The sequence below is a fragment of the Variovorax raffinosi genome (assembly GCF_051216615.1).
Taxonomy (GTDB): Bacteria; Pseudomonadota; Gammaproteobacteria; order Burkholderiales; family Burkholderiaceae_C; genus Variovorax.
Window position 1 is genome coordinate 169,383 of sequence record NZ_JBPJZR010000009.1, and the last position, 12,396, is coordinate 181,778.

Consider the following 12,396-nt stretch of genomic DNA (forward strand, 5'->3'; position numbering starts at 1 on the left):
CGGGTTCAGAACGGCTTGACGACCACCAGGATCACGATGCCCAGCAGCAACAGCACGGGCAGTTCGTTGAACCAGCGGTACCAGCGGTCGCTGCGCCGGTTGCCGCCTGCCACGAAGCGGCGCAGCAGCACGCCGCAGCCATGGTGATAGCCGATGGCCACCAGCACCAGCGCCAGCTTGGCATGCATCCATCCGTTGCCCGGTCCGCGCCCGATGCCATAGCCCAGCCAGAGCCACAGGCCGAATCCCAGTGCCGGAATTGCAAGGAAGGTCGTGAACCGCATCAGCTTGCGCGCCATCAGCAGCAGACGCTCGCGTTCGGCAACCGACTCGGGCGGAACCATCGCAAGATTGACAAAAATCCGTGGGAGGTAGAACAACCCCGCGAACCAGCTTGCAATGAAAACAATGTGTAGAGATTTGACCCAAAGCATGGCGGCAGTTTAGTAGCGCACCATGCCGGCGCCCCTGACTTGAGGCGGTCCGGAAAGGCTTCGGACAAAAAAAAGCCCGACGTCTTCACGTCGGGCTGGGAAGCCCTTTTGCTGTCACACATCAAGGCACCCGCTCAGGGAGGAAAAGCGGGGAGCGGCAAGCCGCCCGCTTCAGAATTTAACAAAGACGAAACAAGGTTTCAAGCGACTGAAGCACTTTCTTTGACATTTAAAGTAAAAAAGTTAACTCTTTTGTTCTACTATTTTCCGTAGTTGTCAGACAACCTGACTCACGGAGCGCAGTACTGCGAAATGTTGCTTCAGGCACAATTTTAGGTATATGACGTCATCACTTTCCCCCCAGGCCATGTTCCCCGCCAACCGGCCGCGGCGACTGCGTCGCAATGCCTTCACCCGCAACCTGGTGCGAGAACACGCGTTGACGGCCAATGACCTCATCTACCCGGTGTTTGTGCAGGAAGGCGAGAAACGGCGCGATGCCGTGCCGTCAATGCCCGGCGTGGACCGCCTCAGCCTCGACCTGCTGCTGCCCGTGGCAGAGCAATGCGTGGCGGCCGGCATCCCGGTGATGGCGTTGTTTCCCGTGATCGACGCCAGCCTCAAGACGCCCTCCGGCGACGAAGCCTTCAACCCCGAAGGCCTGATTCCCCGCGTGGTGGCCGCGCTCAAGGCGCGCTTTCCCGAACTGGGCGTGATGACGGATGTTGCGCTCGACCCCTACACCAGCCACGGCCAGGACGGCCTGCTCGACGACACCGGCTACATCCTCAACGAGCCGACCGTCGAAGTGCTGGTGAAGCAGGCACTCGCGCAGTCGCAAGCCGGCGTGGACATCGTGGCGCCCAGCGACATGATGGACGGCCGCATCGGCGCCATCCGCACCGCGCTGGAAGCGCGCGGCGACATCCATACGCTCATCATGGCCTACAGCGCCAAGTACGCCAGCGCCTTCTACGGCCCCTTCCGCGACGCCGTGGGCTCGGCCTCGACGCTGGGCAAGGCCAACAAGAAGGTCTACCAGATGGACCCCGGCAACAGCGACGAGGCCCTGCGCGAAGTCGCGCTGGACATCGCCGAAGGCGCCGACATGGTGATGGTCAAGCCCGGCATGCCCTACCTGGACATCGTGCGCCGCGTGAAGGACGAGTTCCATGTGCCAACCTTCGCCTACCAAGTGAGCGGCGAGTACGCGATGCTCAAGGCCGCCGCCCAGAACGGCTGGCTCGACCACGACGCCGTGGTGCTCGAAAGCCTGCTGGCCTTCAAGCGCGCCGGCGCCGATGGCGTGCTCACCTACTTCGCGCTCGACGCCGCACGGCTGCTGCAAAAACAGTAGCATCATGCGCCCGTCGGACGGTCGTTTCCGACTGTTCTGGCGCACAAGAAGAATCAAACGGGGGCGACGTCATGCGCATCTTCGAAATCAGCCGATCGCAGGTCAGCGAGCATCAGGCGCTGGCGCCGCTGACCGTGCCAGGCGCATGCGGTGCCGGCGGCTACCTCTGGATCTCGCTCACACGCGAGGAATTTCGCACCTCGCTGCCCGAGGTCCAGCAGATCCTGCAGACGCTCTGCCTGACCCAGCTGGTCGACCTGCACGTGGCCGACCTGCTCAATGACCAGTTGCCTTCGCACTACGACTACACCTCGCAGTACGACGTGCTGGTGTTCCGGCGCCTCGCGACCGCCCAGGGGCAGACACCGACGGGCAATGGCAACGAAACGGCCCCGGCATCCAAACCACCGCAGCCCCGCAGCGGCCCGCCCGTACTGCGCCGCGTCGACACCCGCCCGGTCGGCTTCGCGGTGTTCGACCGCGTGCTGCTGTCGGTGCACCCCGAAGACGGCGCCGTGCGCGACGCCTTCGCCACACGGCTGCTGGCTGCCGCCTCGCCCGACGATCGCGGCGCACCGGCGCTCGACGTGCGCGCCACCTCGGCCCGCCTGCCGACCAGCCCGTCCGACCTGATGCTGCGGGTCATCAACCAGATCGTCGACGGCTATCTCGACCTGCGGCGCGAGCTCACCAAGCAGCTCGACCACTGGCAGACCGAGCTGATCGACCCGCGCAGCCGATTCACCAACTGGGGCGCGCTGATGGAGGCGCGCCAGTCGCTGCATCACCTGGACGAGATCTGCGAGGACCAGCGCGCCGCCATGCAGGACTGGATCGACTCGCTCGAAACCCTGCCGGTGCCCAAGGGCGATGCGGAGCTGCGCGAACGCGAGCTGATCATGATCCGCAGCCGCGATGTGCTCGAGCACATCGAGCGCGTGGTGCACCACGTGCACCGGCTGGAGCAGAACGCCGAGACGGCGGTGCAGATGCACTTCAGCGTGCAGGGCCACCGCGCCAACGACATCATGCGGGTGCTGACGGTACTGACCGCCGTGTTCCTGCCGCTCAATCTCATCGCGGGCATCTTCGGCATGAACTTCGAGTTCATCCCGCTGGTGCACAAGGCCGACGGCTTCTGGATCGCGATGACGTCGATGCTGGTCATCGCGGTGACGCTGGTTCTGATCTTCTGGCGCAAGCGCTATCTCGCGCGCACGCGCTGACGCACCGCACCGATTCGCCGCGCCCAAAGAAAAAGGGCCACGCTTTCGCGTGGCCCTTTTTGCATTTCGGCTGCCCCGAAGGGCGGCTTCAATTACTTGGCGACGGCGCCCGAACCTTGTTGGGCCTGGACACGTGCGTCAGCCGGGTTGGCCATCGTCGAGATGACCTTGCTGTTGACGCGCGAGCCCGAGCTCACGTTCTGGTCAGGAGCGTATGCAGTGCGAACGGCTTCGGCTGCAACGATGGCGCGGTCTTGCGACACGGCGACCGTTTCCGGGCCGCGCGAACCGCGGGTCACGTTCTGGTTCGGAGCCGATGCGGCGCGCACGGCTTCGGCGTTGACTTCGTCGCGGCTCTTGGTCGAGACGGCGGTGTTCACGCCTTGGTACGTTTCAGCTTGAGCGCCGGTGGCGGCAAGCAGGGTCAGGGCGGCAGCGGCGAGGATTTGCGAGGTCTTCATGGTCATTTCTCCTAATGTGTTCGTCGGATGGTTTTTCCACCAGGCTTGCACGTTCGCTTGCCTGTGCCGCGAGTTTCCGGGCGAATCGCACAGCCAGAACGCTCGGTTCAGAGACACCGTGTTTCCTCTATTGAAACAATGCTGACATCAAGGCATGCAAGCAATAAAAAGCCGGGCCGATTCGCATCGGCCCGGCCCATGGAAAACAACGCCTTTTCAGCTTACGGTCGTGCCGTTCGGAACTGCGGCGGAACCTCGCTGTTGGCAAAGGCGCGGCGGTCCAGGTTCTGGTTCGGCGCATGCGCAGTAGCCACCGCCTCCGCCCGCACCGAAGCCCGATCGCGCAAACCGGGCCGCGAGACCGCCGGTGCCTCGACCACGTCGCCATAGACGTTCCCGTCGCGCGCCGCCGCCGCGGCCTTACTCGCCACCTCGGTGCGGCTGGTGGCCGCCTTGAGCGGCTGCACGGTCTCGTAACCTTCGGCATGAACGCCCGCGACGGCCAGCATCGACAGGGCGACAACGGCAATGGTCTTCGAGGTCTTCATGTCTGTTCCTTCCGGTGTTTCAGCGGGCCTTCGAACGCGGGGCAAAGCCGCAGGATCGATGCAGGCTGGCTGAAACGGCGGGCCTGTAACCGAAGTGTCGCCCAATCCCGCTAGGAAAAACCCGGGAGAATCGAACCATCGCGTTCCCAAAACGGAAACAATGGGCTCTTTGACATGGACAGTCTCGATCTGATCAGAACCTTCCGGGAAGTCGCCTCCCACGGCAGCTTTTCCCAGGCGGCCAAGAAACTCGACATGTCGAAGGCCACGGTCAGCAAGTATGTGGCCGAGCTCGAAACCCGCTTCGGCGTGCGCCTTCTCAACCGCTCCACGCGCTCCGTGAGCCTCACCGACGCCGGACAGTTGCTGCTCGAGCGCAGCACGCCCGTGCTCGAGATGGTGGAGCTCACGCAGGCCGCCCTGCAGGAGCGCGCCAGCCAGCCCGGCGGCCGGCTGCGCATTTCGGCCCCGCACGGCATGGGCAACGGCGAGTTTCCCAACCTGCTGGCCGACTTCATGCGCTACTACCCCGACGTGAGCATCAGCCTGCAGCTGACCAATCGCACCGTCGACCTGGCGGAAGAAGGCATCGACGTCGACATCCGCAGCGGCCCGGTCGAAGACGCCAACCTGATCGTGCGCAAGCTGCGCCCCATGAGCATGGTGGTCTGCGCCTCGCCGATCTACTGGAAAAAGCACGGCAAGCCCGAGCATCCGCGCGACCTGACGGGGCACGAGGCGCTCACGCATTCGCTGCTGGGCGCACAACCGGTGTGGCGTTTCGACGATGGCGGCCAGCCGCTCGACGTGCCGGTCAAGAGCCGCATGGACTGCACCGAGGGCGCGCCGCTGATCCGGGTTGCCATGCACGGCTTCGGCGTGATCTACCTGCCCTCGCTGCTCGTGCAATCGCACATCGACCAGGGCGAACTGGTGCCGGTGCTGCAGGACTACGCGCGCAAGGACATGTGGCTGTCGGCCGCGTACCTGCAGCGGCGCCACAACAGCGCGGCGTTGCGCGCGCTGCTCGACTTCCTGCAGACCCGCGTGGGCAACGGCACAGCCGCGCGCAAGCCGTAAATGAAAAAGCCCGGCACTGGCCGGGCTTCGTGTTTGCGGATCAGTGAGATCAGCCGACGTGCTTGGCAAAGAACGCCAACGTGCGTTCACGGGCCAGCTTGGCGGCTTCCGCGTTGTACGAACCGCGCTGGTCGCAATTGAAGCCGTGCCCCACGGGATACACATGCACTTCCACCTCGGGATGCGCCTTCTTGAAGGTCTCGATGGTGTCCAGCGGAATCCAGTGATCCTGGTTGCCGAAGTGCGCGAGCACCGGCACCTTGGGCTGACGCGCAGTTTCTTCCGGCGTGGTCATGCCGCCGCCGTAGTACGGCGCCGCCGCGGCCAGGCCGGGCAGCAGGCTCGCCGCGCGCCAGACCAGCAAACCGCCCCAGCAATAGCCGACGATGCCGACCTTGCCGGCCTTCGATGCGTAGGCAATCGATGCCTCGATGTCCTGCAGCACGCCGGGCGCGGGCAGCGCCTCGACCGCGGTCTTCAGGCCGAAGCCGTTCTTCATGTCCTCGTCGGTGTAGCCCAGATCGACGCCCTGCTGCACGCGATGAAAGGTCGCCGGCGCCACCGCCAGATAACCGTCGGCCGCGTAGCCGTCGGCCACCGCGCGGATGTGCGAGTTCACGCCGAAGATTTCCTGCACCACGACCACCGCGCCGCGCGGCTTGCCTGCAGGTTCCGCCACATAGGCGGGAAAGCTGAAACCGTCCTTGGCGGTGAGATCGATGAATTGACCCATGTCCTGTTGCTCCTTGATGGCAAATAAATAATTGAATGCCGGGTTACGGGCGCAGCGCACGCTCGACGAAGTCGAGACGGTCCTGCCCCCAGAAAATCTCGCCGTCGATCACATAGCTCGGCGCGCCGAACACCTGGATGTCGATGGCCTCCTGCGTGTAGGCCTCGTAGCGCTCCTGCACCGCCTGGCTCTGCGACTGCTCGGCACGCTTGGCCGGCAGGCCGCATTCCACGACCAGCGCTTCGAGCAGATTCGGATCGCCGATGTTCCGCTCCTGCACCCAGACCGCCGCGAACACCGCCGCGCTCACACGCATGGCCGCTTCGGTTCCGTCGTTGATGTCGACCGCGATGATCAGCCGGGCCGCGTCGTCGCTCGCTACCGGAAAGAACTTCGGCTTGGGGTTCAGCGGCAGCCCGAGATGGCGGGAGAAGCGCGCCAGATCGACCAGCCGGTAGGCCTGGCGCTGCGGCGCCCGCTTGCCCAGCGGCAGCCCGCCGGACACCGGGAACACGCTGCCCATGTCGATGGGCCGCACGCGCACCGTGGCGCCCGCCGCCGCGGCGATCGCCTCAAACCGGGTATGACCCAGATAGGTCCAAGGGCTCTGGGGCGCAAAGTAATAGTCAATGGTCTTGCTGATGCTCATGCGCTGGCCCTCGATGATGTAATCCAAGCCGACGGTTTTAACTGACACGCAGTTTCTCTGCAGGAGGTAGGTTTTGGACCAGGTGCTCTTGATCACAGGTGGCGGACGCGGCATCGGCGCTGCCACCGCCCTGCTGGCGGCGAAGCGCGGCTACGCGGTGGCCGTCAACTACGCCAGCAACTCGCTGGCCGCCGACGAGGTGGTGCGCACCATCCGTGCCGGCGGCGGTACGGCCATCGCGGTGCAGGCCGACGTGGGCGACGAAGCGCAGGTGCTCGCGATGTTCGAGAAGGTCGACGCCAAGCTCGGCCGGCTCACCGCGCTGGTCAACAACGCGGGCGTGGTCGACGCGACGGCCCGCGTCGACGAAATGAGCGTGGCGCGGCTGGAGCGCATGTTCCGCATCAACGTGATCGGCAGCTTCGTCTGCGCGCGCGAAGCCGTGCGCCGCATGAGCACCCGGCACGGCGGTGCGGGTGGCGCCATCGTCAACATCTCCAGCGGCGCCGCACGCATCGGCTCGCCCGGCCAGTACGTCGACTACGCGGCCAGCAAGGGCGCCATCGACACCTTCACCATCGGCCTGGCCAAAGAGGTCGCCGACGAAGGCATCCGCGTGAACGCGGTGCGCCCCGGCGTGATCGACACAGACATCCACGCCTCCGGCGGCCTGCCCGACCGCGCCGCCGCACTCGGCCCGCAGATACCGATGAAGCGCGCCGGCACCGCCGACGAGATCGCGGGCGCCATCCTGTGGCTGCTTTCGGCCGAGGCCAGCTACACCACCATGGCCCTGCTCGACGTCACCGGAGGCAGATAGCCATGAGCACCTCGATGGACCTGATCAAGCCGCTGGTCACGCTGGTGGCCATCGTCAACCCGTTGGCCATCGTGCCCTTCTTCATCCACTACACGCAGGGCTACACCGATGCGCAGCGCCGCCACACGGTGCGCATGTCGGCGTTCAGCGCCTTCGTCGTCATTGCGGTCAGCGCGCTGATCGGGCTGCAGCTGCTGTCCTTCTTCGGCATCTCGATCGCGAGCTTCCAGGTCGGCGGCGGCCTGTTGCTGCTCATGAGTTCGATCTCGATGTTGAATGCGCAACCGGCCGAGAGCAAGACCAACGTCGAAGAACTGCGCGCCACCGAAGTGAAGGCGTCGATGGGCGCCTCCATCGCGGTGGTGCCGCTCACGATTCCTCTGCTCACCGGGCCGGCCGCGATTTCCACGGTGGTGATCTACGCCGACAAGGCGCAGCACCTGTGGGAACTCGCGGTGCTGGTCGGCTACGGCGTGGTGGTCGCGCTGGCCACCGCCCTTGCGTTTTCGCTCGCGCAACCGATCGCGCGCGTGCTCGGCAAGACCGGCATCAACATCATGACGCGGCTGATGGGCTTGATCCTTGCGGCGCTCGCGGTCGAGGTGATGGCCGACGGGCTGGGCAAGCTGTTCCCGATCCTGTCGAAGCTTGGCTGAGCCGATCGGCCGGCTGGTTTGGCCGGTTCGATCAGCCCAGCATCTTCTCGATGATCTTCCAGTGCGCGGGCTCGACCGGCGTGATCGACAGCCGGTTGCCCTTGCGCAGCACGATCAGCTCGGCCAGCTCTGGCTTGGCGCGCAGCTCGGGCAGCGCCAGCAGGCGGGTCTTGCGCACCGCCTGCACGTCCACCAGCAGCCAGCGCGGATCGTCCTTCTTCGCGCCCGCGTCGTAGTACGGCGACTTCGCATCGAACTGCGTCGGATCGGGCTTGATGCCCGAGGCCACGCGCGCGATGCCGGCAATGCCCGGCTCGGGGCAACTGGAGTGATAGAACAGCACGCCGTCGCCGAGCTTCATGCCGTCGCGCATGAAGTTGCGCGCCTGGTAGTTGCGCACACCGGTCCACGCCACGGTGGCACCGGGCGCGGCGAGCGCGTCGTCGATCGAGACCTCGTCGGGTTCGGATTTCATCAACCAGTACTGGGGCATGGCAGGCACTCTCGCGATGGGATTCGCGACGAAATATAGCCGCCCTCCCCGGTACTGGCGAGCGCTCTTTACGGTGTCACGTAGTCAGACACCACCACCCACTTGCCGTCCTTGATCTGCGACAAGCGCGACTGGTCGTTGCCCAGGCGCTTGGTGGCCGTGTAGGTGCTCTTCGGGCTGCCGAACATGTCGGGCTCGAAGGTGATGCTGTCCATCGCCTTGATGAAGCTGTCGGTCGTGAGGTTCGGGCCGGCCTTCTGCGCCGCCTTGATGAACGAATCGATGATCACGTAGCCGTACACCGAGAACACCGTCGGGTCTTCGTTGAACTTGGTCTTGTACTTGTTGGCCCAGAAGCGCAGCGGCTGCGACTGTTCGTCGGTGTAGGGGTTCTGCACCGTCATGGTGGCGTAAACGCCGTCCATGGCCTTGCCGCCCAGCTTGTGGATCAGGTCGGTGTACGCCGCGCTGGAGCCGATGAAGGTCGGGTTGAAGCCGGTCTTGCGCGCTTCGCCCACGGTGCCGATGGTCTCGCGGATGATGGTGCCGAGCACCACGAGGTCGCAGTTGGCGGCCTTCATCTTCGCGACCTGCGAGCTGAAGTCGGTGGCGCCGCGCTTGAACGAAGTCTTCTCGGCCAGCTCCATGCCCGCCGCCTTCAGGCCCGCTTCGGCGCCGCGCTGCACTTCGAGCCCGAACTCGTCGTCCTGGTAGATCGTGCAGACCTTCTTGGCGCCCTTGTCCTTGATCATCTTCGGCAGGGCCAGCCGGATCTGGTCGTAGTAGGTGGCGGCGAACGAATACTTCAGCCGGTTCAGCGGCTCGTACATTTCGCGCGCCGCGGTAATGGGCATGTAGTTGATGACGTTCTTGTCGAACTGCACCGGCATCGCCGCCATGTTCTGCGCCGTGCCGATGTGGCCGGCCATGATGAAGATCTTTTCCTGGTTCACCAGCTTCTGCGCCGCCAGCACCGCCTTCTTCGGGTCGTAGCCCGAGTCTTCGACGAACAGCTTGAGCTTGCGCCCGTTGATGTTGCCCTGCTCGTTGAGTTCGTCCACGCGCAACTGCATGCCGTTGCGCGCCTGCTTGCCGAAGCCCGCGAGCGGGCCCGACAAGTCTTGAATCGTGCCGATGCGGATCTCGTCCTTGGTCACGCCCTGTTGCTGCTGCGCGGACGCGAGCGTCGCGACCAGGCCCAGCACGGCCAGCGCCGTCAGTGTCTTGAGCTTCATGCGGTTGTCTCCTCGGGTTGACGAAAAAAACGGATCTGCAATCTCTCTGCGCGCGGGTCAGCGGTACATGGCCTCGATGCGCTGCGCGTACTTGGTCTGCACCAGCTTGCGCTTGAGCTTCATCGTCGGCGTCAGCTCTTCGTCTTCGGCGCTGAGCTGCGTTTCGAGCAGAAAGAACTTCTTGATCTGCTCGACACGCGCGAACTTGGCGTTGACGCGATCGATCTCGCCCTGGATCAGGTCCAGCACTTCCTGCGTGCGCGTCAGGCTCTCGTAGTTGCTGAACGGCACGTCGTTGTCTTGCGCAAACTTCTCGACGTTCTCCTGGTCGATCATGACGATCACCGTGAGGTAGGGCTTCGCATCGCCGATCACCACGGCATCGGTGATGTAGAGGCTGAACTTGAGTTCGTTCTCCAGCTCGCTCGGCGTCACGTTTTTCCCGCCTGCCGTGATGATGATGTCTTTCATCCGGTCGGTGATGCGGAAATACCCGTCCTCGTCCATCACGCCGACGTCGCCGGTGTGCAGCCAGCCGTCGGCATCAATGGTCTCGGCGGTCTTCTCGGGCAGGTTCAGATAACCCATGAAGACATTGGGGCCACGCACCAGGATCTCGCCGGTGGTCGGCTCGATGCGAACCTCGTTGTAGCCCGTGGCCGGGCCGATGGAGCCCGGCTTGATGCGGGTTGCCGGCACGGCAGTCGAGGCGCCGCACGACTCGGTCATGCCCCACACCTCCAGCATCGGCACGCCAAGCGCCAGGTACCACTTGACCAGCTCGGGCGAGATCGGCGCCGCGCCCGTCACGAGAAAGCGCGCACGGTGAATGCCGATGAGCTTGCGCGCGTTGTCCAGCGCCAGCAGCCGCGCGAGCCTGAACTTGAGCCTGAGCCCCGCGCCGACGGATTCACCCGCCAGCACACGTGCCGCAATGGATTCGCCCACGCCGATGCTCCACTTGTAGGCGGCCTGCTGCAGCGGGCTCGCCTCCTTCAGCGCGATCATCACGCCCGAATAGAACTTCTCCCACACGCGCGGCACGGCCGTGAACACGGTGGGCGCAATCTCGCGCACGTTCTCCGGCACCGTCTCGGGGTTCTCGACGAAGTTGAGGATGGAGCCGGTGTACATCGCGAAGTACTCGCCGCCCATGCGCTCGGCGATGTGGCACAGCGGCAGGAAGCACATGCGCTCGTCTTTTTCGTCCTGCGCGATGAGCGTGTTGTAGCCGCGCGCGGTGTACACCAGCCCGGCGTGGCTGTGCATGGCGCCCTTGGGCTTGCCGGTGGTGCCCGAGGTGTAGACGAGGATGGCAAGGTCTTCGGGGCGGCAAGCCGCCACGCGGCGCTCGACGGCCTGCGGGTCACCGGCAAGATGCATGCGGCCGAGCGCGCGCAGTGCATCGAGGCTCATGACGCCAGGGTCGTCGAGATCGCGCAGGCCTTCCATGTCGAACACGATCACGCGGCGCAGGCCCGGCAGGCCGGCGCGCACTTCGAGCGCCTTGTCGAGCTGCTCGTCGTCTTCCACGAAGAGGATGGTGGTGCGCGAGTCTTCGCACAGGTAGTGCACCTGCGAGGCCGCGTCGGTCGGATAGATGCCGTTGGACACGCCGCCGCAACTGAGCACGGCCAGGTCGGCCAGCACCCATTCGATGACGGTGTTGGAGAGGATGGAGGCGCACTCGCCCGGCGCGAAGCCGATGGCCATGAGCCCGGCCGCGATCTCGCGCACGGCTTCGGCGGTCTGCCGCCAGCTCCAGGTGCGCCAGATGCCCAGTTCTTTCTGCCGCATCCAGATGTTGTCGCCGCGCTGGTTGACGGCGTTCCAGAACATCGCGGGGATGGTGTCGCCGGGCACGACGACGTCGAGCCGGGGTTCGAAGGTGTTGAGGTCCCAGAGTCCTTGCATGGCGGCTATCTCCAGGTCTTCTTCTTTTTCCAGCGCCGCTCGCCGCGCACGCCGTCGTCTTTCACGCCGAGGTAGAACTCCTTGATGTCTTCCTTTTCGCGCAGGCGCTCGCAGGAGTCTTCCATCACGATGCGGCCGTTCTCCAGCACGTAGCCGTGGTCGGCGGCATTGAGCGCCATGTTGGCGTTCTGTTCGACCAGCAGGATGGTGGTGCCACGTTCGCGGTTGATGCGCACGACGATCTCGAAGATCTCTTTCGTCAGCTTGGGGCTCAAGCCGAGGCTGGGTTCGTCCAGAAGAATGAGATGCGGCGCGGCCATGATCGCGCGCGAGATGGCCAGCATCTGCTGCTGGCCGCCGGAGAGCAGGCCGGCGTCCTGCGTCGCGCGTTCACGCAGGATGGGGAAGTAGGTGTAGACCGTCTCCATGTCCCGCGCCACGCCGTCGCGGTCCTTGCGGGTGTAGGCGCCCATCAGCAGGTTGTCTTTCACCGACAGCAGCGGGAACACTTCGCGGCCTTCGGGCACGTGGCTCAGTCCTTGTTGGACGATGTAGGCCGGGTCCTTGGCCGTGATGTCCTTGCCCTGGAATTCGATGCTGCCTTTGCGCGGATCGATGATCCCCGAGATGGTCTTGAGGATCGTGGTCTTGCCCGCGCCGTTGGAGCCGAGCACCGTCGCTATCTCGCCTTGCCTGACCTTCAGGCTGACACCCCGGATGGCCTTGATGGGGCCGTAGGCGCTTTCCACGTTCAGGAGCTGGAGTACGGCGTCGCTCATGCTGCGGCTCC

General features: G+C 64.9%; 14 protein-coding genes. 5 read left to right on the forward strand and 9 right to left on the reverse strand.

The window, feature by feature from the left end; all coding sequences use genetic code 11:
• Positions 1-5: 5 nt before the first annotated feature.
• Positions 6-434 (reverse strand): CopD family protein, encoded by a 429-nt coding sequence (locus ACSFB7_RS25140; RefSeq protein ID WP_435474984.1) that lies wholly within the window; start codon positions 432-434, stop codon positions 6-8.
• A gap of 367 nt (positions 435-801) precedes the next feature.
• On the opposite strand from ACSFB7_RS25140, the gene hemB reads away from it, so the two are divergent.
• A complete protein-coding gene (gene hemB, locus ACSFB7_RS25145; protein WP_435474986.1) occupies positions 802-1,791 on the forward strand; it encodes a porphobilinogen synthase in 990 nt (329 codons plus the stop codon).
• A gap of 71 nt (positions 1,792-1,862) precedes the next feature.
• Positions 1,863-3,017 carry a magnesium transporter CorA family protein gene (locus ACSFB7_RS25150; protein WP_435474988.1) on the forward strand — a complete coding sequence of 385 codons (1,155 nt, stop codon included), beginning with the start codon at positions 1,863-1,865 and terminating at the stop codon, positions 3,015-3,017.
• A gap of 92 nt (positions 3,018-3,109) precedes the next feature.
• On the opposite strand, the gene ACSFB7_RS25155 is transcribed toward ACSFB7_RS25150, so the two are convergent.
• Both ACSFB7_RS25155 and ACSFB7_RS25160 read right to left on the reverse strand, forming a co-directional pair.
• The gene (locus tag ACSFB7_RS25155) at positions 3,110-3,478 is read right to left on the reverse strand and encodes a DUF4148 domain-containing protein (RefSeq protein WP_435474990.1); all 369 of its coding nucleotides are present in this window, start codon (positions 3,476-3,478) and stop codon (positions 3,110-3,112) included.
• Between the two features lie 221 nt (positions 3,479-3,699).
• Entirely contained in the window at positions 3,700-4,026 is a 327-nt protein-coding gene (locus ACSFB7_RS25160; RefSeq protein ID WP_435474992.1) for an alpha/beta hydrolase, read from the reverse strand.
• Positions 4,027-4,200: 174 nt separating this feature from the next.
• Here ACSFB7_RS25160 and ACSFB7_RS25165 point away from each other — a divergent pair, with 174 nt between their 5' ends.
• Positions 4,201-5,106 carry a LysR family transcriptional regulator gene (locus tag ACSFB7_RS25165; RefSeq protein WP_435474994.1) on the forward strand — a complete coding sequence of 302 codons (906 nt, stop codon included), beginning with the start codon at positions 4,201-4,203 and terminating at the stop codon, positions 5,104-5,106.
• A gap of 49 nt (positions 5,107-5,155) precedes the next feature.
• Here ACSFB7_RS25165 and ACSFB7_RS25170 read toward each other — a convergent pair whose 3' ends face one another.
• Both ACSFB7_RS25170 and ACSFB7_RS25175 read right to left on the reverse strand, forming a co-directional pair.
• Complete coding sequence (locus ACSFB7_RS25170) at positions 5,156-5,839, reverse strand: dienelactone hydrolase family protein (RefSeq protein WP_435474996.1); 684 nt, start codon at positions 5,837-5,839, stop codon at positions 5,156-5,158.
• Between the two features lie 43 nt (positions 5,840-5,882).
• Complete coding sequence (locus tag ACSFB7_RS25175) at positions 5,883-6,488, reverse strand: 2-hydroxychromene-2-carboxylate isomerase (RefSeq protein ID WP_435475211.1); 606 nt, start codon at positions 6,486-6,488, stop codon at positions 5,883-5,885.
• A gap of 73 nt (positions 6,489-6,561) precedes the next feature.
• On the opposite strand from ACSFB7_RS25175, the gene ACSFB7_RS25180 reads away from it, so the two are divergent.
• Together ACSFB7_RS25180 and ACSFB7_RS25185 are read left to right on the forward strand one after the other, a co-directional pair.
• Complete coding sequence (locus ACSFB7_RS25180; RefSeq protein ID WP_435474998.1) at positions 6,562-7,308, forward strand: SDR family oxidoreductase; 747 nt, start codon at positions 6,562-6,564, stop codon at positions 7,306-7,308.
• A 2-nt stretch (positions 7,309-7,310) separates the two neighbouring features.
• Complete coding sequence (locus tag ACSFB7_RS25185; RefSeq protein WP_435475000.1) at positions 7,311-7,964, forward strand: MarC family protein; 654 nt, start codon at positions 7,311-7,313, stop codon at positions 7,962-7,964.
• Between the two features lie 31 nt (positions 7,965-7,995).
• On the opposite strand, the gene ACSFB7_RS25190 is transcribed toward ACSFB7_RS25185, so the two are convergent.
• The 4 genes from ACSFB7_RS25190 to ACSFB7_RS25205 form a co-directional block, all read right to left on the reverse strand.
• On the reverse strand, positions 7,996-8,457 hold the full coding sequence (locus ACSFB7_RS25190; RefSeq protein WP_435475002.1) for an EVE domain-containing protein: 462 nt from the start codon (positions 8,455-8,457) through the stop codon (positions 7,996-7,998).
• A gap of 68 nt (positions 8,458-8,525) precedes the next feature.
• A complete protein-coding gene (locus tag ACSFB7_RS25195; RefSeq protein ID WP_435475004.1) occupies positions 8,526-9,692 on the reverse strand; it encodes an ABC transporter substrate-binding protein in 1,167 nt (388 codons plus the stop codon).
• A 57-nt stretch (positions 9,693-9,749) separates the two neighbouring features.
• Entirely contained in the window at positions 9,750-11,606 is a 1,857-nt protein-coding gene (locus ACSFB7_RS25200; protein WP_435475006.1) for an AMP-dependent synthetase/ligase, read from the reverse strand.
• Between the two features lie 5 nt (positions 11,607-11,611).
• Positions 11,612-12,385, reverse strand: coding sequence for an ABC transporter ATP-binding protein (locus ACSFB7_RS25205; protein WP_093058710.1), 774 nt, complete (start codon positions 12,383-12,385; stop codon positions 11,612-11,614).
• Positions 12,386-12,396 lie beyond the last annotated feature (11 nt).